Source organism: Coleofasciculus sp. H7-1, assembly GCF_057473865.1.
On sequence record NZ_JBYCCT010000001.1, the window covers coordinates 1 to 22026 of the forward strand.

A 22026-nucleotide genomic window follows, 5' to 3' on the forward strand; every position below is an offset into this window, starting at 1 on the left:
GTTGTGGTCTTCCCGGTTCTCACTGCGCTCAAATGTGGTCAGACCACACTCCTCAACTCACGCGCAATTCATCTCAACACTGACCTGAGTACAGGTACAGTGTGAGCCTTCTCGCTGTATAAGGTAAGTTAATCATGAACTATCCCGTCGCTTTGCCCATTTTAGAGTCTAGTCAGGTTGGTGAAGCGCGACGGATAGCGATCGCTCTAGCACATCGTCTCGGCTTCAACGAAACTGAGCGGGGGCAGGTTGGTATTGTCGTCACTGAGATCGCCAATAACCTGGTTCTGCACGCTAAAGACGGTCTGCTGCTGTTACAAGCTTTAACCAAAAATGAGATCGCGGGTATAGAAATCCTAGCCTTGGATAAAGGGCCGGGAATCAGCAATCTCAGCCAGTGTCTGCGCGACGGCTTTTCTACAGCAGGGACTCCTGGAAATGGTTTGGGGGCAGTTAATCGGCTTTCTACTTTTTTCGAGATTCATTCTGTTCCAAAGGTGGGCACAGCTTTATTAAGCCACCTCTGGGCTAGCTCAATACCCGCAAAGCAATCGAACAACAATCTAGAGATTGGCGTAGTGTGCCTGCCGATGACAGGGGAGGAGGTGTCGGGTGATGCGTGGGCAATCGACCAACAGCCCGGTCGCAGTCTGCTATTAGTCGCGGATGGTTTGGGTCACGGCCCTCTAGCCGCCCAAGCGTCCATAGAAGCCGTGAGGATATTTCGAGATAATGTCTACAAAAGTCCCAAAGAGATTATTGAAGCGGCTCACGCGGCTCTCCGGAGTACTCGTGGAGCCGCTTTAGCGATCGCTGAAGTGGACTTTGAACGACTTGTCGTTCGTTTTGCCGGAGTTGGGAATATCGCTGGCTGCGTTTTTTCTCCCGAAGGAAGCTATAGCATGGTTTCCCACAACGGCACTGTCGGACATGAGGTTCGCAAAATTCAGGAATTTGTCTATCAGTGGCCCATCGGAGGGCTTTTGGTAATGCACTCCGATGGGTTAGGTACGCAGTGGCGTTTGGATCGCTATGCTGGTCTTATAACCAGGCATCCCAGCCTGATCGCTGGAGTTTTGTACCGCGATTTCAACCGAGGTCGCGATGACGTAACTGTGCTGGTTACTCGCCAAGAAAGCTGAAAAGCTTCAAGAGCAGAGGCTAATGAACAATAAATTAATTAGCTATTAGCCATTAGCAATTGACTAATGACCAATCTCCTCACCATAGAAATACGATTCGAGCAAGATGTCGTTATGACCCGTCAGCGGGCACGCCAGATTGCTCAAGCTTTGGGGTTTGACTCTCAAGATCGGACGCGCATTGCCACTGCTGTATCTGAAATTGCCCGCAACGCCTTCCTATATGCCAGTGGGGGTAAAGTTGAATTTCGGGTGGAAGGCGAATCGCCTCAGAGCTTGTTGATATGCATTCGTGACCAAGGGTCGGGCATCGCCAATCTGAAGACTATTCTGGATGGACAGTATAAATCAGAAACCGGAATGGGCTTAGGCATCATTGGCACCAAGCGGCTGATGGATCGGTTTCAGATCGAGTCTAAGCCAGGGCAAGGAACAGAAGTGCTGATGGGAAAAACCTTGCCGAAGCTGGCACCGATCTTGACAGCAAAGCGCTTGGGGCAGATTGTTGATGAGTTAGTCATGAGAGCGCCTCAAAATCCATTTGAGGAAATTCAGCAACAGAACCAAGAACTGCTTCGCACTCTAGCGGAACTAGAAAAGCGTCAAGCCGAATTGGCGCAGGTCAATCGCGAACTAGAGGATACCAATCGGGGTGTTGTGGCATTATATGCCGAGTTAGACGAGAAAGCAGTTTCTTTACAGCGAGCCAATGAACTCAAAACTCGCTTCCTCTCCAATATGAGCCATGAGTTTCGCACGCCGCTCAACTCGATTATGTCTCTCTCCAGACTGCTGCTAGATCGGATAGATGGTGAATTGACAGCCGATCAAGAAAAGCAAGTGACGTTTATCCGTCAATCGGCTGAAGGTCTTTCGGAGTTAGTGAACGACCTTTTAGACTTGGCAAAGGTCGAGGCGGGAAAAATTGTCGTTCATCCGAATGAGTTTGAAGTGAGCGAACTATTCGCTACTCTCAGAGGAATGCTGCGACCACTTCTTATTGATAATTCCTCAATTTCTCTGGTTTTTAAAGAACCTGTTGGCTTTCCCACGCTCCGCACTGATGAGGGCAAAGTTGCCCAAATTCTGAGAAATTTTATTTCTAATGCCTTAAAATATACCGAAAAAGGTGAAGTTCTCGTCAGAGCTGAACTAGATAGCAACACCGTCGTCTTCTCTGTGGCTGATACAGGTATCGGAATTGCACCTGAGGATACTGAGCGGATCTTTGAGGAATTTATTCAGGTGAATTCTCACCTTCAAAAGCGGGTTAAAGGAACAGGTTTAGGACTGCCTCTTTCGCGGAAGTTAGCCGAGTTGCTGGGAGGCGGTGTCTTCATCAAAAGCTCACCAGGGCTTGGTTCCACGTTTTTCGCCACCATACCACTCGTTTACAGGGGCGATCTAGAGGAGGCATTTGAAACGGATACTCTGCAGTTAGATGCGACTCGCTATCCGGTATTAGTTGTAGAAGATAACCCAGAGACGCTGTTCATTTACGAGAAGTATTTTGCGGGGTCAAGTTATCAGATTATCCCAGCGCGATCGCTCAAGCAAGTAAAACAAGCATTTCAAATGTTTAAGCCACGAGCTGTGCTATTAGACATCTTGCTTGAGGAGCAAAATACCTGGGATTTACTTTCTGAGATGAAAGCAAACTCTTCGACACGAGATATCCCGATCGTTGTTATCACCGTTGTTGACAACGAGAAGAAAGCTCTCGCCTTAGGCGCAGATGCCTTCTTTGTTAAACCAGTGGAACGATTATCGCTTCTCGAAAAACTCAATACTTTAGTTAAGCGAGAGCATTTGCAAAAAGTTTTGATTGTTGACGATGACCCAGTATCCCAGTATCTACTCAAGCAATATTTAGCCGATTGTACGGGTAGCAGCACCCGGAAAAATTGCTTTGATTTTAAGATAATTGAGGCAACTTTAGGGGGCGAAGGCATCCGTCACGCCCGCTTAGAAAATCCTGCTTGCATTTTTCTCGACCTAGTTATGCCAGATATGAGCGGGTTTGAGGTTTTAAAACAGCTAAAAGCCAATCCAGCTAGTAAAAATATTCCGGTAATTATTAATACTTCAAAGCTTCTTGAACCAGAGGAGCGCTCGGTACTTGTTGAAAGCACAGTAGCGATTCTCTCAAAAGAGAACCCATCGCGTGAAGTAGCGATCGCTCTTGTCCGGGAAGCACTCCTTTTAGCTGGGCTAGTCCTGGAAACTGGAGAGGAAGACCATGTCTGATAGCACCCCGATCACTATCTTGCACGTAGACGACAACGAAGCCAATCGCTATGTCGTCAATCGGATGCTTCGGAAAGCGGGGTTTGAGGTTCAAGAGGCTGCCACCGGCGAAATGGCTCTGCAATTGGTCGCACAGCAACCGCCAGACTTAATTATCCTTGACGTGCAGCTTCCTGATATTAATGGGTTTGAGGTTTGCCACCGGATCAAGGCAAACCCTGCTACTTCCTCTATTCCCGTACTGCATTTGTCTGCTAGTTTTGTCGAGAGTAAGGACAAGGTACAAGGGTTAGAGAGTGGTGCAGATGGTTACCTAGCCCAGCCGGTAGAGCCAATAGAGTTGCTCGCTACTGTGAAAGCTCTGCTCCGCATCCGAGAGGCTGAAGAGTCGGCGCTGGCAATGGCGAAGGAGTGGCAAACGACATTCGATGCCATGAGCGATGGTGTTTGTTTACTAGATCGCTGTGGCAGAATCTTGCGATCTAACAGGGCCATGACAAATCTTCTGAGAAAACCGTTCGGCGAGATCGACGGTTGCTTTTATCAGCAGCTGATGCAAGATACGCTGGGTTGCGTCGAGGTAACTCCCTTGATTCGTGTCCAGGAGACTCGTCGCCGCGAGAACGAGGAGCTACGGTGTGGTGAACGATGGTTGTCTGTAACCACAGATCCCGTGTTCAACGAGAGTGGAGTTTTCACGAGTGCCGTTTACATCGTCGCTGACATCACAGATCGCAAGTGGGGATCGGAAGCGCTGCGGGCAAGCGAAGAGCGGTTCCGCCTGTTGTTGGAGAATGTCAAAGACTACGCAATTTTCTTCCTCGACACAGACGGGCTTTTTATTCGTTGGAGCGTTGGGGCAGAGCGCATTTTAGGTTATCAGGAAGCCGAGATACTGGGTCAATCTGTCTCAATTATCTTTACACCTGAAGACATAGAGTGCGGTGCAGATAAGCAAGAACTGGAAACGGCAGTAACAGAAGGTCGTGCTGAGGATGAACGCTGGCACGTGCGTAAGGACGGCACCCGTTTCTGGGCAAGTGGGATGGTAACGCCCTTACGAGATGAGACTGGGCAGCTACGAGGCTTTGCCAAAATCATGCGCGACTTCACCGAACGCAAGCGAGCTGAAGACGAACGCAACCAGCTACTTGCCTCGGAACAGGAGGCACGCGCCGCTGCGGAGTCAGCGAACCGGATGAAGGACGAGTTTTTGGCAACTCTCTCCCACGAATTGCGATCGCCCCTCAATGCCATGCTGGGGTGGATTCAATTACTCAATACCCGCAAATTTGACGAGGCAACTACCGCGCGGGCGATGGAGACAATTGAGCGCAGTGCTAGGGCACAAGCACAGCTGGTGGAGGATTTGCTGGATGTTTCTCGCGTTATTCAGGGTAAGTTGCGCCTGAATGTCCGCCCGGTTGAGCTGGCTTCAGTCATTGCAGCAGCGCTTGATACCGCCCGTCCAGCGGCTGATGCTAAGGCGATTCAACTGCAAAGCGTACTCGATCCGGCGGCAGGGCCGGTTGCAGGTGACTCAGACCGCTTGCAACAGGTAATCTGGAATCTGTTATCCAATGCGATCAAGTTCACACCTAAAGAAGGACGTGTCCAAGTTCGCCTCGAACGAGTTAACTCCCATATTGAAATAACAGTAATCGATACAGGGGTTGGCATCAGCTCTGAGTTTGTGCCCTATGTTTTCGACCGCTTTCGTCAAGCTGATAGCTCGATTACCCGATCGTACAGCGGACTCGGTCTTGGTCTAGCGATTGTGCGCCACTTGGTGGAACTGCACGGTGGCACAGTTCGTGCAGAAAGTCAAGGTGAAGGGCAGGGAGCGACATTTATTCTCAAGCTTCCACTGATGCCTGTCCGCTTGGAGACAAGCCAGGAGAAACGGGTACACCCAACGGTGGGAAGCAAAGTGTCATTCGACCCACCGTCGCTAGATGGCTTACAGGTACTCGTCGTGGACGATGAAGCTGATTCCCGTGTGTTTATCACCACGGTACTCGAAGAGTGCGGAGCTTCTGTGCGTGCCGTTGCATCGGTTGAATCAGCAATTGAGGTAATCAAACTTCTTAAACCAGATGTTCTATTGAGCGATATTGGGATGCCAGAAGAGGATGGCTACACTTTGATCCGGAAAGTAAGGGCACTGTCGGTAGAGCAAGGAGGAGAGATTCCCGCTATTGCACTAACAGCATACGCTAGGGCTGAGGATAGGATGAGAGCGATCGCTGCCGGATTTCAGATGCACATCCCTAAACCTGTGGAGCCAGCCGAATTAGCGACCGTAGTGGCGAGTCTTGCTGGACGAACAGGAACTCATGAAGTGTGAAGTCAATGGCAGTCAGTTAATCACCTTTAAGTAAGTCCTTTAAGACTCGACTTTCTACATCGCAGCCCTATATTTGTTCCTTTACAGACAGGACTTACGCAAAGCTTATACATATTGCGTTTTTTCGGGTTCAATCTCCCTGTGGTTGCGGTGGCAGATGTGGTGATATTTGCGTAAGTCCTGAGCTAAAACTATTGGCATCGCTTGAGCCTATTGGCTATCTTATACTATAACCTCTAGTAAATTCAGGAGTTTTGTCATTAACCTATTCATGATTTATTAGTAGTCCTCATAGAATGATGTCTAAGAAGAATAATGAAACCCATTACAGAATTTTTATCGGAACTGCGCCGTCTTGAGATTAAGCTATGGATTGATGGAGAGCGTTTGCGGTACAGTGCTACCCCAGGAACTCTGACCCCAGATATGCTGGCGGAAATGCGATCGCGTAAATCAGAGATTTTAGCTTTTCTCCAGCAAGTTAATCCAGACGCCCCCACGTCCATTAAACCTGTTTCCAGAAACCAAGACTTACCTCTATGTTTTGCCCAACAACGAGTGTGGTTTCTCGATCGACTGGAAGGCAAAAGTCCTGCCTACAATATACCAATGGCACTGCGTTTGCAAGGTCAACTAAACGTTACTGCCCTAGAGCAAGCTTTAAAGTCGATCGTTGAGCGTCACGAAGTTTTACGTACTAACTTTTCTCCACGCAATGGAAGCCCTATTGCTATCATTAGAGACGGTGCTAATTTATACTTAAATTCAGTAGATTTACGGAAATATTCAGGAAGCGATCGCGCGATTGAATTACAAAGGTTAATCGACAACGAACGCTTACAATCCTTCGATTTAGAAAAGGATTCATTAATTCGAGTAACTTTACTTTGTTTAGATGAAAAAGAACACATTCTACTGCTGACCCTGCATCACATCATCTCTGATGGTTGGTCGTTAAACTTGCTGTATCGAGAACTTACAATTCTCTATTCAGACTTTTCTAAAGGTAATTCTTTATCATTACCCAATTTACCGATTCAATACATTGATTTTGCTGGCTGGCAACGAGAATGGCAGGCGGGAAAAGCCTTTGAAAAACAACTCTGTTACTGGAAAAAACAACTCGACGGCATACCTCCTTTGTTAGAATTGCCGCTCGATCGCCCAAGACCCACTATTCAAACCTTCGCTGGCGCTAAGCAATCTCAACAGCTCGATCAAACTCTTAGCGAAGCACTCAAAACCTTAAGTCAACGCGAAGGGGTCACGCTTTTTATGACCCTATTAACCGCTTTTAAAGTCTTGCTCTCTCGTTATAGCGGTTCGCAAGATATTGTAGTTGGCACTCCTGTAGCAGGTCGCGACCGTCCCGAACTCGAAGGTTTAATTGGCTTTTTTCTCAATACTGTTGTGCTACGCACTCAGTTAAATGGGAACCCTAGTTATAAAGAACTTTTGGGTCAAGTTAGGGAGGTGACATTAGGGGCATATCAGCATCAGGAAATGCCTTTTGAGAAGTTAGTAGAGGAACTTCAACCAGAACGAAGTTTGAGCTACAATCCCCTATTTCAAGTGTTATTTAATATGGTTAATTTAGAGTTCAAGGCAATGGAAATGCCTGGACTCAAGGTAGAATTTCTTCCTAGTGCGGAAGCTGTATCTAAGTTCGATCTAACTTTATATGTGCGGGAGCAAGCTGAAGGGATAAGACTGGATTGGGTGTACAACGGGGATTTGTTCGAGAAGGAAACGATCGCTCGGATGAGAGAGCATTTTCAAACTTTGCTGGAAGGCATTGCAACCAATCCGAACCAACCCATCTCGGATTTACCCCGTCCGCTATTACCGCTGGGATTTCCCAATCCCGCTGCTGTTTTAGGGCATCCGGAGTATAAATTAGTTACGAATCGATTTGCAAATTGGGTAGAGCAAACGCCAGAACATCCAGCGATCGCTCAAGGCGATCGCAATTGGTCTTATAGAGAATTATCCCAAATCGCTCATTCTTTAACACAAATTTTATTAAGCCAGGGGGTTAAAAAGGGAGAAGTCGTAGCAGTATACGGCATCAGAAGTTTTGGTCTAATTGCCTGTGCGATCGCAGTTTTTCTCAGTGGCGGCGTACTCCTGACACTCGATCCCAACTTGCCTCGACAACGGCAGCAACTAATGCTTGCTGAAGCCAAAGCAAAATGTTTAATCTCCGTTGGCACTCAGCATCCGCCAGCAGATTTAGTAGAGTCTTTACCTTGTATCAGAATTAGTCCAGAGACAGGAGAACTTCTCGATTTAGAACCTTCAACAAATTCAATTAATTTACCTAGTCTATTCCCTGACGATGCTGCTTATATTTTCTTCACTTCCGGGACGACTGGCGTTCCCAAAGGCGTATTAGGTTGTCACAAAGGATTAGCGCATTTTCTCCATTGGCAAAGCGAAAGATTTGCGATCGCATCGACGGATCGAGTCGGTCAATTAACAGGATTATCCTTTGATGTTGTCCTCAGAGATATTTTTCTGCCTTTAATTAGTGGCGCAACGCTTTGTTTACCTCCGGCTCGATCTGACCTGAGTGCTAACTTTATTTTACCTTGGTTGGAGCGAGAGCGAATTTCTTTACTTCACACCGTTCCGACCTTGGCACAATCTTGGTTAATCGATAAACCCGCAGGGGTTTCTTTAAAAGCTTTACGTTGGGTATTCTTTGCCGGAGAACCGCTGACAGAAACCTTGGTAAGCCTTTGGCGAGAAGCTTTTCCGGAATCGGGTAAAATCGTTAATCTTTATGGTCCGACGGAGACAACTTTAGCCAAGTGCTTCTATATCGTGCCTGAAAAAATGTCGGCTGGAATTCAGCCGATAGGTTCGCCGCTCTCGGAAACTCAAGTATTAATTTTGACTGAAAATAACCAATTGTGCAGCATTGGAGAACCGGGAGAAATTGTGCTGCGGACACCATTTCGCAGTTTAGGTTATATTAACGATCCAACAGAAACTCAGACACGATTTGTCAAAAATCCCTATCGCGACGACGAACAAGATTTAGTTTATTATACTGGCGATCGCGGACGCTATCGTCCAGATGGATTGTTGGAAATTTTGGGTCGGATAGACGAGCAAGTGAAGATTCGGGGAATTCGCATCGAACCCCAAGAAATTGCCGCCGTAATTAGCCAACATCCAGCGATCGCACAAACAGCCGTTATTGCCAGAGAAGACCAATTAGGAAACAAATACTTAGTGGGTTATTTAGTTTCCCATTCAGAGCCAAAACCAACAGTCAAGGAATTGCGTAGTTTTGTGCAAGCCAAACTCCCAGAATACGCGATTCCTAGTGCTTTTGTGTTTTTAGATGCCATTCCTTTAACTCCCAATGGCAAAATCGACCGCCGTGCTTTACCCATTCCAAATATTGAAGAGACAGTTTCAACTAACTTTGTTCCACCCCGCAATTTAACGGAAGAAATCTTAGTCAATATTTGGAGTGAATTGTTAGGTGTTCGAGTCGGAATCTACGATAACTTTTTTGAACTGGGGGGACATTCTCTTTTAGCAACTCAAATTATATCTCGCATCCGCCAAGCTTTCGAGGTAGAGTTGCCCCTACGTTCTTTGTTTGAAAAACCAACGGTAGCGGAACTCGCAGAAAATCTCGATTGGGAAGATAAAATACCGCCGGAAGAAACTATTTCATCAATTCCCAGAGATAGAGACATACCCTTATCTTTTGTACAAGTCAGACTGTGGTTGTTAGAGCAAATAGACGGGGCAAGAGCCGCTTACAAAATTTCCAGAGCGCTGCATTTAAAGGGAAGACTTAACATCACGGCTCTAGAGCAAGCATTCCAAGCTATTATTAAGCGTCACGAAACTTTGCGGACTCGTTTTCAGGCAATTGAAGGTTCTGCAATTCAGGTAATCGAACCAGAAATTATTTTAACTTTACCCGTTATCAACTTACAAGAATTAACCACTCAAGAACAATCAACTCAAATCCAAGAGCTAGCCAAGGAAGAAGCACAACGCCCCTTCGATTTAAACACCGCTCCCTTACTGCGAGTTACCCTGCTACGGTTGAGTGAAGAATCTCATGTTTTGCTGTTGACAATACATCATATTATTGCTGATGGTTGGTCAATGGGGATATTCTTTCGAGAAATATCGAGTTTTTATGAAGCCTTCATCAGCGGAAATTCCTGCCAGTTGCCAGAACTACCCGTTCAATATGCTGATTTTGCTGGCTGGCAGCGACAGCAGTTGCAAGGAAAGATACTTGAAACCCAATTAGCTTATTGGAAACAGCAGCTAGGAGGCGCTCCTCCCGTTTTGGAATTACCCTTTGACTATCCCCGTCCTGCCGTTCAAACTTTCCAGGGGGCTAGCGAATCTCAATTGTTACCTAAAACACTCTCGCATCGCCTCAAGGCTTTAAGCCAGCAGGAAAATGCGACGCTGTTTATGACCTTATTAGCGGCTTTTAAAATTCTACTTTACCGCTATACCGGGCAGGAAGATATTGTGGTTGGCAGTCCTGTAGCAGGTCGAAATCGTCGAGATATTGAGGGATTAATCGGATTTTTTATCAATACGATCGTCTTGCGAACTCAGTTAGAAGAAAATTTCAATTTCCGTAATTTACTGAGTCGATTGCGGGAGGTGGCATTAGGAGCTTACGCTCATCAAGATTTACCGTTTGAAAAATTAGTTGAACAACTCCAACCGCAAAGAAGTTTGAGCTATACGCCTATCTTTCAGGTGTGGTTTAATATGCTAAATTTAGGGAATAAAACCCTGGAAATGGCAAACTTAAACCTTGAGGTACTGTCTTTTCCAGAACGCTTAACTAAGTTCGACTTAAGCCTATACGTACAAGAGGATACAGACGGAATTAATATTGAATGGGTGTACAATCGTAACTTATTCAAAGCGGAAGCGATCGCGCTGATGAAAGAGCGTTTTCAAACTTTATTAGAAAGCATTATCACCGCTCCAGAACAACCTATTGGTAATCTGCCTTTATTGAGTCCAATAGAACGGCAAAGACTGCAAGCTGGTAAAAATCTTGTCTGTCCGTCTCAACCCTATACAGAGTTTCCTAAATCTGCCATTGAGCAATCTATCCCCGATCGCTTTGAAGAACAGGTGAGGAAATATCCGCACAATATCGCAGTTTGCACTGAAAAGCATCAGTGGACTTATGACACCTTAAACGATCAAGCGAATGCGATCGCGATAGCGTTGCGGAGCAATATCGCCCAATCTCTCCTCCAACTCTATGGCAGCACTTCCGAAAGAATTGCCCTATTATTAGAACATGATGCTTTGGCGATCGCTGCTATTTTGGGAGTGCTAAAGGCGGGCAAAACTTATGTTCCTCTCGACCCGACTTATCCTAAACTCAGACTGAATTATATCCTGCAAGATTGCCAAGCTACCGCACTTCTAAGCAACAGTAAAAATCTGGCTTTAGCTGAAGAATTAACCCAAGGGAAAATTCCCCTCATCAATCTCGATGAAATTGACTTCAGCCAAACTGGAAACGAAGTGCAAATAACAATTGCACCAGATACCTTAGCTTATATTCTCTACACTTCCGGTTCTACCGGACAACCTAAAGGAGTCGTCCAAAACCATCGCAACGTTCTGCATTTCATCAGAAACTACACGAATAATCTCCACATTGCTCCTAGCGATCGACTCACTCTGCTCTCATCTTACAGCTTTGATGCGGCGATTATGGATATTTTTGGAGCCTTGTTAAATGGCGCGACTCTATATCCGATCGACATCAAAGAAGAAGGTCTAAACGATTTTTCCGAGAGATTGAGGCAACAAGAAATTACCATTTATCACTCAACTCCCACTGTCTATCGATACTTTCTCGCCACCCTACCCGCGCCGCCAGAAGAATCAGCTTTACCGAAGGTTCGTTTAGTAGTTTTAGGGGGAGAAGAAGTCGTTAAACAAGATGTAGCATTATATCAAAAATATTTCTCCCAAAACTGCATCTTCGTTAATGGTTTAGGCCCGACGGAATCGACTGTTACCCTTCAGTATTTTATTAACAAGGAAACTGCCGATCCAGGAAATCTCGTTCCTGTAGGGTATCCAGTAGAAGATACCGAGATTTTATTGCTCGATCGCGCTGGAAATAATGCGGAAATTTATGGGGAAATAGCCATCAGGAGCAAACACATTGCTTTAGGTTACTGGCAAAAATCAGAACTAACGCAAGCAGCATTTTTCCCCGATCTTCAAGGAGAAAACTACCGCATTTATCGCACCGGAGATTTGGGTCGTTTAAGAACAGATGGCAATCTAGAATTTTTGGGCAGGAGAGATTTTCAAGTCAAAATTCGCGGATTCCGCATCGAACTAGGCGAAATTGAAGCGACTCTAGCTCAACATCCATCTGTTAAAGAAACCGTCGTAACGGCCTCAAAAGAGTTCTCTAGCGACAAGCGTCTAATCGCTTATTTAGTTCCTCATCCAGAGTTAGTTCCCGCTGCTGCGGAATTACACACCTTCCTCCAAGATAGATTGCCTAATTATATGGTTCCGGCAGCATTTGTCATGTTAGACGCCTTACCTTTAACTCCTAACGGTAAAATAGACCGGCTCGCCTTACCCGCACCCGATTTAATTGAACAAAAATCGGCAGAAACCTTTGTTGCTCCTAAAAATGATTTAGAGTTGCGGTTAGCAAAAATCTGGGAAAAAGTTTTAGGCGTTCAGCCGATAGGCATTCGCGATAATTTCTTCGAGTTAGGAGGACACTCTCTAGTTGCGGTAGAATTGTTTAGCCAAATCAAGAAAATCATTGGTGCTGATATTCCGATAGCCACTCTTTTTCAAGCCCCAACAGTTGAAAAATTAGCTGATATAATTTCTCAAGAAGGATGGTCAACGCCTTGGTTAAGTTTGGTGCCAATTAAACCAGAAGGTTCTCAACCGCCTTTCTTCTTCCACGGTGGTGCTGCGGAGGCGATGACTTGGGCTGGATTTGGTCGCCAATTGCCGAGCGATCGCCCCTTTTACGGTTTGCAACTTCCGGCACTGAATGGAAAAGCAACTTTCCAAAGTTCTGTTGAAGAAATCGCATCTATCTGCATCAAAGAAATACGCTCTATTCAACCCAATGGCCCTTATTTTATCGGAGGTCACTGTTTTGGCGGTACGATCGCTTTCGAGATAGCCCAACAGCTTAAGGCTCAAGGTGAGGAAGTGTCAATTCTAGCCTTGGTCGATGCTTATGCACCTAAAACAGTGCCCAATAATAAACTATTTTTAGGAATTAGGGCATCTTACCACTACTTGGATTTTTTAATTTACAAAACCTTCTATTATCATGCCGAGCAGCTGAAGCAGAAGAATTTTATTGGTCAATTAACTTATTTGGCGGATTGGTTACAAAAAAAGGTAGGCTCTAAGCTGACTAAATCCAAATCTTCAGCTACTAAAAAACGCAACCATAACAAACCTCAGCCAATTCATCAAAATTCAGCTAATCCCCAAAGTACTGATAAATTTATTCCCTACGAAGTACGCTACTTACAAGCTGAAAAAATGAATCGAGAAGTTAAGGCTAAATATATACCTCAAGTTTACCCAGGCTGCCTGCTTCTTTTCCGAGCGAACAAGCAAAAGTTAGAATGGTATTTTGGTGAAAAGTTAGGTTGGGAAGACCTGGCTGCGGCAGGAGTAGAAATTCATGAGATACCTGGAATCTTTGGTAATTTATTTAATGCAGCATCAATGCCATTTCTAGTTCAAGAAATGAAAAGCGTATTGGATAAAATAGAAAACACAGAAGTGGAAAAATTATGAATTCTTTCCAGCAACAAATTACAGAATCTTCGCCAAATGTGTGCGTTCCCGAACTCATTCGAGTTCAGGCTCAAAAAAATACAGATAGGGTAGCAATTGTTGCACCAAAACGCACTCCCTTAACCTATCGCTGTTTGTACGATCGCATCAACCAAACAGCCGCCACACTCAACAGTCTGGGAATTAGTCCCAACGATCGCGTTGCCGTTGTCCTTCCGAACAGCCCAGAAATGGCAGTTGCCTTTTTAGCGATCGCGGCGACTGCCACTTGTGCGCCGCTCAACCCAGCCTATCGCGAACAAGAATTTGACTTTTATCTCTCGGATCTGAATGCCAAAGCGCTGATAATTCAGCCGGGAGTGGGTAAAGCTGCCAGAATTGTCGCTAAACAACGAGGTATTCTGATTATCGAACTATATCCTTCATTGGAAGCTGAAGCTGGTAGTTTTACCTTAAATTGTCAAACAAAAATTACCCACAATAGAAACTCATCAATCCGAAATATTCAGTCTAATAATACAGCTTTAGTCCTGCATACATCCGGCACAACCTCTCGCCCCAAAATAGTGCCGTTGACTCATTTAAATCTTTGCACTTCAGCAAATAATATTCGCAAAACGCTAAGTTTGTCGGAGGGCGATCGCTGTCTCAATATCATGCCTCTATTCCATATTCATGGAATAGTTGCAGCATTACTTTCATCCCTAAGCGCTGGTGCTAGCATTGTTTGTGTGCCTGGTTTTTATGCCCCGCAATTTTTTAGCTGGATAGAAGAATTTCAGCCCACCTGGTATTCAGCCGTTCCCACCATGCACCAATCAATTTTGTCACAGGCTGAAGCGAATCGCGATATTATCGATCGCAGCAAAATTCGCTTTATTCGCTCATCTTCTGCTTCCTTAGCACCCCAAATCATGACGCAATTAGAAGCTACCTTTAATGTCCCCGTAATTGAAGCCTATGGCATGACAGAAGCCTCCCATCAAATGGCGAGCAATCCCCTACCCCCCAGAGAGCGCAAACCTGGTTCAGTTGGCTTAGCAGCAGGACCAGAAATCGCCATTATGGACGAAGCGGGTCATTTACTTTCAACGGGTGAAATAGGAGAAGTTGTTATTAAGGGAAATAACGTCACTCAAGGCTATGAAAATAATCCTAAAACGAATGCAGAAGCTTGTACCAATGGTTGGTTCCGGACAGGAGATTTAGGCTATTTAGATAGGGATGAATATCTATTTTTAAAGGGTCGAATTAAAGAAATTATTAATCGAGCGGGTGAAAAGATTTCCCCTCGCGAAGTGGATGAAGTTTTACTAGAACATCCGGCTGTCGCACAAGCCGTTACCTTTGCCGCACCCCACACTCTCTTAGGAGAAGATGTTGCTGCTGCTGTAGTTTTAAAGGAAGGAATTAATGCCAGTGAGCTAGAAATTAAAGAATTTGCTGCCAAAAAACTCGCGGATTTCAAAGTTCCTCGTGTCGTTCTATTTCTAGATGAAATTCCTAAAGGACCAACCGGGAAACTGCAACGGATTGGTCTAGCTAAAACACTAGAGCTAACTGCATCCAATCCAACAGCAGAGCCAGTAGAATATGCTCTGCCTCAGACTACGAACGAAGTGAAACTTGCAGAAATTTGGTTGCAAGTGCTAAGGATTGAAAAAACCGGGATTCATGATAACTTTTTTCAGTTAGGTGGGGATTCTATTCTAGCTGCTCAAATTGTCAATCGGGTGCGAGAAGCCATGCAAGTAGAATTGTCGTTTCTCATCTTCTTTCAACAACCTACAATTGCTAACATGGCAGTAAAAATAGCTCAAATTCAAGCGGAGGCATTAGAATCTGAGGAATTACGGGATTTGTTAGCTAACATTGAGGCTTTATCTGAAGAGGAAACCCAGAAGCTTTTAAATGAAATGCCTTAAATATTAATTGTAAATCTTAAACCAGAATTTATGAGTGAAATTACTCAAAGAATTGCTCAACTTTCTCCTGCAAAAAGAGCGCTTTTAGAGCAAAAGCTTCAAGAAAAATCTGCCAAATCAAATGCTAAACAAAGCATTTCAAAAAGAACGAGTGAAAATTCTGCTTCCTTGTCATTCTCTCAAGAGCGAATGTGGCTATTAGACCAGTTTGAGCCGGAAAATCCTGCTTATAATCGTCCTAGCAATATTCATTTAGTAGGTCGGCTGAACGTTGCAGCGCTAGAACAAAGCTTGAATGAAATTGTGCGTCGTCATGAAATTTTCCGCACCAGCTTTCCCATAGTAGATGGACAACCGATTCAAGCAATCGTACCCGCTCTCACCTTAACATTACCGCTTGTAGACCTGAGCCATTTACCGACTTCCGAACGGGATGCAGAAGTCCAACGCCTTGCAATTCAAGCAGCGCAGCACAAATTTAAGCTATCCCAATTACCTTTAATTCAAGCAACTTTACTGCGACTGGGGGAGGAAGAACACATCCTATTGCTGACCCTACACCATATCATTTTTGATGGCTGGTCGATGGGTGTTTTGCTTAAAGAACTTGCTGCCCTCTACAATGCCTTTATTACTGAAAAACCCTCTCCTTTACCAGAGTTACCTATTCAATATGCAGACTTTGCTGCTTGGCAGCGACAACAGTTGCAAGGCGAAAAATTAACGGAGCGACTAACGTACTGGAAACAGCAACTAGCGGGGGAATTACCAATATTAAAACTACCTGCCGACCGACCCCGTTTCGGTGTCCGCACTGTCCAAGGCGCTAGAGAATTACTATTATTACCTAAAACCCAAAGTCAAGCACTGAAAGCTTTGAGCCAGCACGAAGGGGTGACACTATTTACGACCCTATTGGCAGCGTTTCAGACGCTGCTATATCGATATACTGGTCAGGCTGATATAGTCGTCGGTTCTCATACAGCGGGTCGCGATCGCGCGGAAATTGAGAAACTGATTGGAAATTTCATCAATACCTTAGCCTTAAGGACTCAAATAGAAAGTCAACTGACATTTCAGCAACTCTTGAGCCGGGTACGGGAGACGATAGTAGGAGCTTATGTTCACCAAGATATCCCCTTTGAGAAGCTAGTAGAGGAGCTACAGCCTAAACGAGATTTGAGCCACACCCCACTATTTCAGGTATTTTTTCAATTCAGGAATTTACCCAGCGAAGCAGTCGAGCTACAAGGGTTAAAAATGGATAATTGCCAATTAGAAACGGGTTTTGCACAGATCGATTTATCCTTAGAGATTACCGAGCAATATGAAGGGTTATCCTGCCTATTTCAGTACGACACCGATTTGTTTGAAGCCGCGACCATCAAGCGGATGGCAAGTCATTTTCAAACCTTACTTGAAGGCATTATTAGTAATTCTCAACAGCATCTTTGGGAGATTCCTTTATTAACTCAAACTGAACGACATCAGTTATTAATTGAATGGAATGATACTCAGATGGAGTATGCCAAACAAACGTGCATCCATCAGTTATTTCAGGAGCAAGTGAAGCGCACTCCTGATGCAGTCGCGGTTGTTTTTGAAGATAAGCAACTAACTTATCAAGAGCTAAACGCTCGGGCAAATCAGTTAGCACGCTATTTGCAGAGACTAGGAGTAAAACCGGAAGGATTGGTCAGTATTTTCCTAGAGCGCTCCTTAGAGATGATTATCGGGGTGTTGGGCGTTCTCAAAGCTGGGGGAGCTTATGTCCCCCTTGACCCGGCTTATCCTCAAGAACGCATCGCTTATATGCTAGAAGACTCCCAAGTACCCGTGTTGCTAACTCAGCAAGGATTGACGATCAAGCGGCTCGTTCCTAGCATACAGGTGGTATATATTGATGCTCAAAAAGAAGTTATTAGCCAAGAAAGTGAGTCTAATTTAGATAGTGGTGTCACTGCTAACAACTTAGCCTATATAATCTACACATCCGGTTCTACTGGGAACCCAAAAGGGGTACAGCTTGCTCATTTCAACGTTGTTAATCTTTTAAGTGCGATTCAACAGCAATTACAACCAACTTCTCAGGATACATGGCTAGCTGTTACAACTATTTCTTTTGACGTTTCCGTGGCAGAAATATTTCTCCCTTTAGCAGTTGGAGCTAAGTTAGCGATAGTTAGGCGCGAAGTCACTTTAGATGGTGTTCAATTATCTCAAGCTATCAATAAATTTCAAGCAACATTCATGCAGGGAGCGCCAGCAACGTGGCAATTACTTCTAGCCTCTGGGTGGCAAGGATCTCCTCATCTCACGATGATTTCAACTGGTGAGGCATTGCCGAGAGAACTTGCCCATCAATTACTCGATAAAGGAAAAGTGCTTTGGAATCTTTACGGTCCTACAGAAACCACCATCTGGTCATCGAGCTATCAAGTTAAAAACACCAAGGAACCGATTAGTATTGGGCGTCCGCTTACCAATACCCAATTTTATATTTTGGATAGCAATCAACAGTTAGTTCCCATTGGTGTTCCCGGCGAGTTACATATTGGTGGCGAAGGTTTGGCAAGGAGCTATCTGAACCGACCCGAACTAACAGAAGAGAAATTTATGATTGCTCCCTTTAAACCCAATACTCGTTTGTATAAAACAGGGGATTTGGCTCGCTACTTACCCGATGGTCGAGTAGACTGCATCGGTCGCATCGATAACCAGGTAAAAATTCGTGGGTTTCGCATTGAACTTGGTGAAATTGAAGCAACGCTTAGCCAACACCCAGCCGTACAAACCGTTGCAATTGTTGTCCGTGAAGTTGTGTCCGGCGACAAGCGTTTGATAGCTTATTTCGTTTCTAACCAACAAGAGAATTTTGAAACTCTGGTAACGAACTTGCGAAACTTCCTCAAAGATAAATTGCCCACTTATATGGTGCCATCAGCGTTTATCAAATTAGATTCCCTTCCTCTAACACCCAGCGGCAAAATAGACCGACGCGCTTTACCTATACCCGACTTCAGCAGGCAGGAATCAACTGAAAACTTTGTCGCTCCTAAAGATGATTTAGAACTCCGCCTCGCTAAAATTTGGGAAAAGGTTTTAGGCATCTCCTCTATTAGCATTCAAGATAACTTCTTCGACTTAGGTGGACATTCCTTACTGGCCGTGCAATTATTCAGCCAAATTAAGAAGAATTTGGGTCAAGACATTCCAGTTGCCATTCTCTTTCAAGCACCAACCATTGAAGAACTAGCCTGTATCTTGCGCCAAGAAGGATGGTCGAATCGTTGGTCTAGCCTTGTCCCTGTTAAACCGGGCGGTTCTCAAGTGCCTTTCTTCTTTCACGGGGGGGCAGCAGATGCAATAACATGGGCTAAATTTAGTCATCTTTTACCGAGCGATCGCCCTTTTTATGGTCTGCAACACCCTATCTTGGAGGGTAAGGTAGTTTTTCAAAATTCGGTTGAGGAAATGGCAGCTCACTGTCTCAAAGAAATCCGCACGATCCAACCCAATGGCCCTTATTTTATCGGCGGTCACTGCTTTGGAGGAACTGTTGCTTTTGAAATGGCTCAGCAGCTTCACGCTCAAGGTGAAAAAATCGCATTACTGGCTTTGATTGATGCTTACGCACCTAAACCATTACCAAAAAATAATCTGCTTTGGAGAACCCAAGCTCTTTTTCGTAAAAGCAGTTTTCTTCTTAACAAAACATACTACTACCATGCAGAGAATCTAAAGCAACGAAATGTGTGGGGAAAATTTATTTATCTTTCGGATTGGTTGAAAGAAAAAGTTCAAGCTCAATTCCAGCAAAAACTGAGTCAAAAGCGATTAGAATTAAATTCATCTAGCCCTAAAAATAATTCTATACTAGACAGTAACGCTCATTCACGAAAGCCCAACGATCCTATTAGTCATGAACTTCGTTACTTGGAAGCCGAAAAAGCGAACCGAGCGGCTAAAGCCAGATACACCCCGCAAATTTATCCAGGATCGATTACCCTCTTCCGCGCCAAGACGCAACTCTTAGAATGGTACTTTGGTTCTGAGTTAGGATGGGAAAGTTTTACAGAAAAGAAAGTAGAAAGCTACGAAATTTCCGGCATTTTCGGCAACTTATTTAACCAATCATCTTTGCCACTTTTAGTTGAAAGGGTGAAGCTTGCCTTAGAAAAAGTGCAAGAAAATCAGAGCTAATAATTTAGTTGAAAGAGCTATTAAATTCAACCCTAAAAGCAGGAGTTAATTTTATGAAAATTGTTCAAATCGTACCTCGACTTCCCCCTCATACTGATGGAGTTGGTGATTATTCAATTCAATTAGCCAGTCAACTTTTAAACGCGCACGGAATCGCCACACAGTTTTTAGTTTTCCAACAAGGAATAGAGATAGAACCGCTCGTGGCTGGATTTCCGGCTACTAGCATTTCTGCCTATACTCCAGAAGCATTTTTATCAGTATTACCCGGAAATATAGATGGAATAATTTTACATTACAGTAACTATCCTTATCTACAGGGAAAAATTGATGCTCCCTTCTGGCTACCAACAGCTTTGGCAATGGCAGTAAGGCAGCGTAATATTAAATTAATTGTCATGTTTCATGAGTTACCATTTTTTAATTTTAAAAAACTAAAGTTTTTAAACCCGATTCAGAGTTTCGTGTCTCGTCGCCTTGCCAAAATTGCTACTACAGTTGTAACAGATAGCGCTCGATTTCAAGCAGTGCTAGAGCGTTGGTTACAACATCCTGTTACCTGTATCCCTGATTTTTCAACGATTGGCGAACCCGACGATCGGATTCCACCTTTAAGCGATCGCAGTCGTAGAATCATTGTCTTTGGTGGGAGCGATCGCTCCCGCGTTTACCAAAATTACCTGAAAGCACTCCTTTATAGTTGCCAAGCTTTAGGTATCGAAGAAATTTGCGATATTGGTAAATCTCTCAACTTACAACCCTCTGACTTTCCAGGAGTACGTTTAGTGCAGATGGGTTTTCAGCCTGCTGAAGCCGTCAGACAATTGTTGTTAAATTCTTTAGCAGGTTTTATAGATTATAGCCGTTTTCCGGGAGATTTGGGTAAATCGAGCGTTTTTGCTGCTTTTTGCGCTCATGGATTAGTTCCTATTTGTTCTTGCTATAATCCTTCAGAAGCCGATGGTTTAGAAATGCATAAGCATTATTTAGTACCCGATCGTTCTTTACAAAATTTGTCTTTAACACAGCTTCAAACTGTGGCGAATAATTCAAACATATGGTACAAAAATCATAATATTATACAAAATACTAAAGTATTTGCATCTTACCTGCTCGAATAAACCTATTCTATAAATTTCATGAAAAAAGATATACCTCTATCAAAACCATCAATCACACAATTAGAAATTGAATATGTTAATAATGCTATGAATTCGGGCTGGGTATCCTCTCTAGGCTGCTATATCAACGAATTTGAGGCAAGCTTTGCTGAATATTGCGGCACGAAATATGCCCTAACAACTTCCAGCGGTACTACAGCAATCCATCTCGCCCTTGCAAGTTATGGAATTAAAGCAGGAGATGAAGTTATTATCCCCGATTTAACATTTATTGCGACTGCTAATGCTGTGGCTTATACAGGTGCTAAAGTTGTATCAGTTGATATAGAAGAAGACAGCCTGTGTATTGACCCAGTTCAAATTGAAAAAGCGATAACAGAAAATACCAAAGCTATAATTCCAGTTCATCTTTATGGACATCCTGCGAATACGATCGAGATAAATCGACTGGCTAAAAAATATAACTTATTAGTGCTAGAGGATGCGGCTGAAGCTCATGGAGCAGAAATAGAAGGACAAAAAACAGGCTCTTTAGCTGATTGCGGCATCTTTAGTTTTTATGGTAACAAAATTGTGAGTTGTGGAGAAGGAGGAATGATAACCACGAATGATGAAGCCTTCTATCACAGGGCAAAGTATTTGCGAGACCAGGCAATGAGTACCGTAAAAAAATACTGGCATGACGAGCTTGGTTTTAACTATCGCATGACCAATTTACAAGCAGCTTTAGGTCTGGCTCAACTTCACAGAATAGATGAATTAATTGAGAGTAAAATTAAGATATTTAAACTGTATAAAGATTACTTGTCGGATATTCCAGGTATAAAGCTTAATTTTACTGCTAATTATGTCCGCAATGTTTACTGGCTTGTATGCCTTGAGATAAAGGGATACACAGAAGCAGAGCGAAATGCTCTCATGAAAGCTTTAGAACTGAAGGGAATAGAAACTAGACCTTACTTTTACCCAGTTTCAGATATGCCAATGTATCAGCGAACCCCAAAGTCAACACCTGTTGCTCATAAAGTTTATCAACGGGGCATCAATTTACCTTCTTATTTTGGTCTTACACCTGAAGAGATAGAGTATGTTTGCAGTTGCTTGCGATCGCACTTGGAGCTAAAAGTCTTAACTTAGTAAAAATTGATTGTATTGATAACAATTTGATTTAGATTAGTTTCAAAAATTCAGCATTCTAATTTAAAATTACTGCA

Annotated in this window: 8 protein-coding genes; all 8 read left to right on the forward strand. The window is 44.0% G+C overall.

All coding sequences use genetic code 11. The annotated features are described in order from the left end of the window. Nucleotides 1-134: 134 nt before the first annotated feature. The 8 genes from AC2VDX_RS00005 to AC2VDX_RS00040 all read left to right on the forward strand — a co-directional run bounded on the left by AC2VDX_RS00005 (nucleotide 135) and on the right by AC2VDX_RS00040 (nucleotide 21949). Entirely contained in the window at nucleotides 135-1142 is a 1008-nt protein-coding gene (locus AC2VDX_RS00005) for a SpoIIE family protein phosphatase (protein ID WP_378172851.1), read from the forward strand. A gap of 66 nt (nucleotides 1143-1208) precedes the next feature. Then, entirely contained in the window at nucleotides 1209-3389 is a 2181-nt protein-coding gene (locus AC2VDX_RS00010; RefSeq protein WP_378172848.1) for an ATP-binding protein, read from the forward strand. Further along, nucleotides 3382-5736 carry a hybrid sensor histidine kinase/response regulator gene (locus tag AC2VDX_RS00015; RefSeq protein WP_378172845.1) on the forward strand — a complete coding sequence of 785 codons (2355 nt, stop codon included), beginning with the start codon at nucleotides 3382-3384 and terminating at the stop codon, nucleotides 5734-5736. The genes AC2VDX_RS00010 and AC2VDX_RS00015 overlap by 8 nt, the downstream gene beginning before the upstream one ends. A 315-nt stretch (nucleotides 5737-6051) precedes the next feature. After that, on the forward strand, nucleotides 6052-13563 hold the full coding sequence (locus AC2VDX_RS00020; protein ID WP_378172843.1) for an amino acid adenylation domain-containing protein: 7512 nt from the start codon (nucleotides 6052-6054) through the stop codon (nucleotides 13561-13563). Beyond that, nucleotides 13560-15488 (forward strand): AMP-binding protein, encoded by a 1929-nt coding sequence (locus tag AC2VDX_RS00025; protein ID WP_378172840.1) that lies wholly within the window; start codon nucleotides 13560-13562, stop codon nucleotides 15486-15488. The genes AC2VDX_RS00020 and AC2VDX_RS00025 overlap by 4 nt, the downstream gene beginning before the upstream one ends. A gap of 30 nt (nucleotides 15489-15518) precedes the next feature. Then, nucleotides 15519-19691, forward strand: a complete 4173-nt coding sequence (locus AC2VDX_RS00030) for a non-ribosomal peptide synthetase (protein ID WP_378172837.1) — start codon at nucleotides 15519-15521, stop codon at nucleotides 19689-19691. A gap of 53 nt (nucleotides 19692-19744) precedes the next feature. Beyond that, nucleotides 19745-20812, forward strand: a complete 1068-nt coding sequence (locus AC2VDX_RS00035) for a glycosyltransferase family protein (protein ID WP_486928067.1) — start codon at nucleotides 19745-19747, stop codon at nucleotides 20810-20812. A gap of 18 nt (nucleotides 20813-20830) precedes the next feature. After that, a complete protein-coding gene (locus AC2VDX_RS00040; protein ID WP_378172832.1) occupies nucleotides 20831-21949 on the forward strand; it encodes a DegT/DnrJ/EryC1/StrS family aminotransferase in 1119 nt (372 codons plus the stop codon). The last annotated feature ends 77 nt before the right edge of the window (nucleotides 21950-22026 follow it).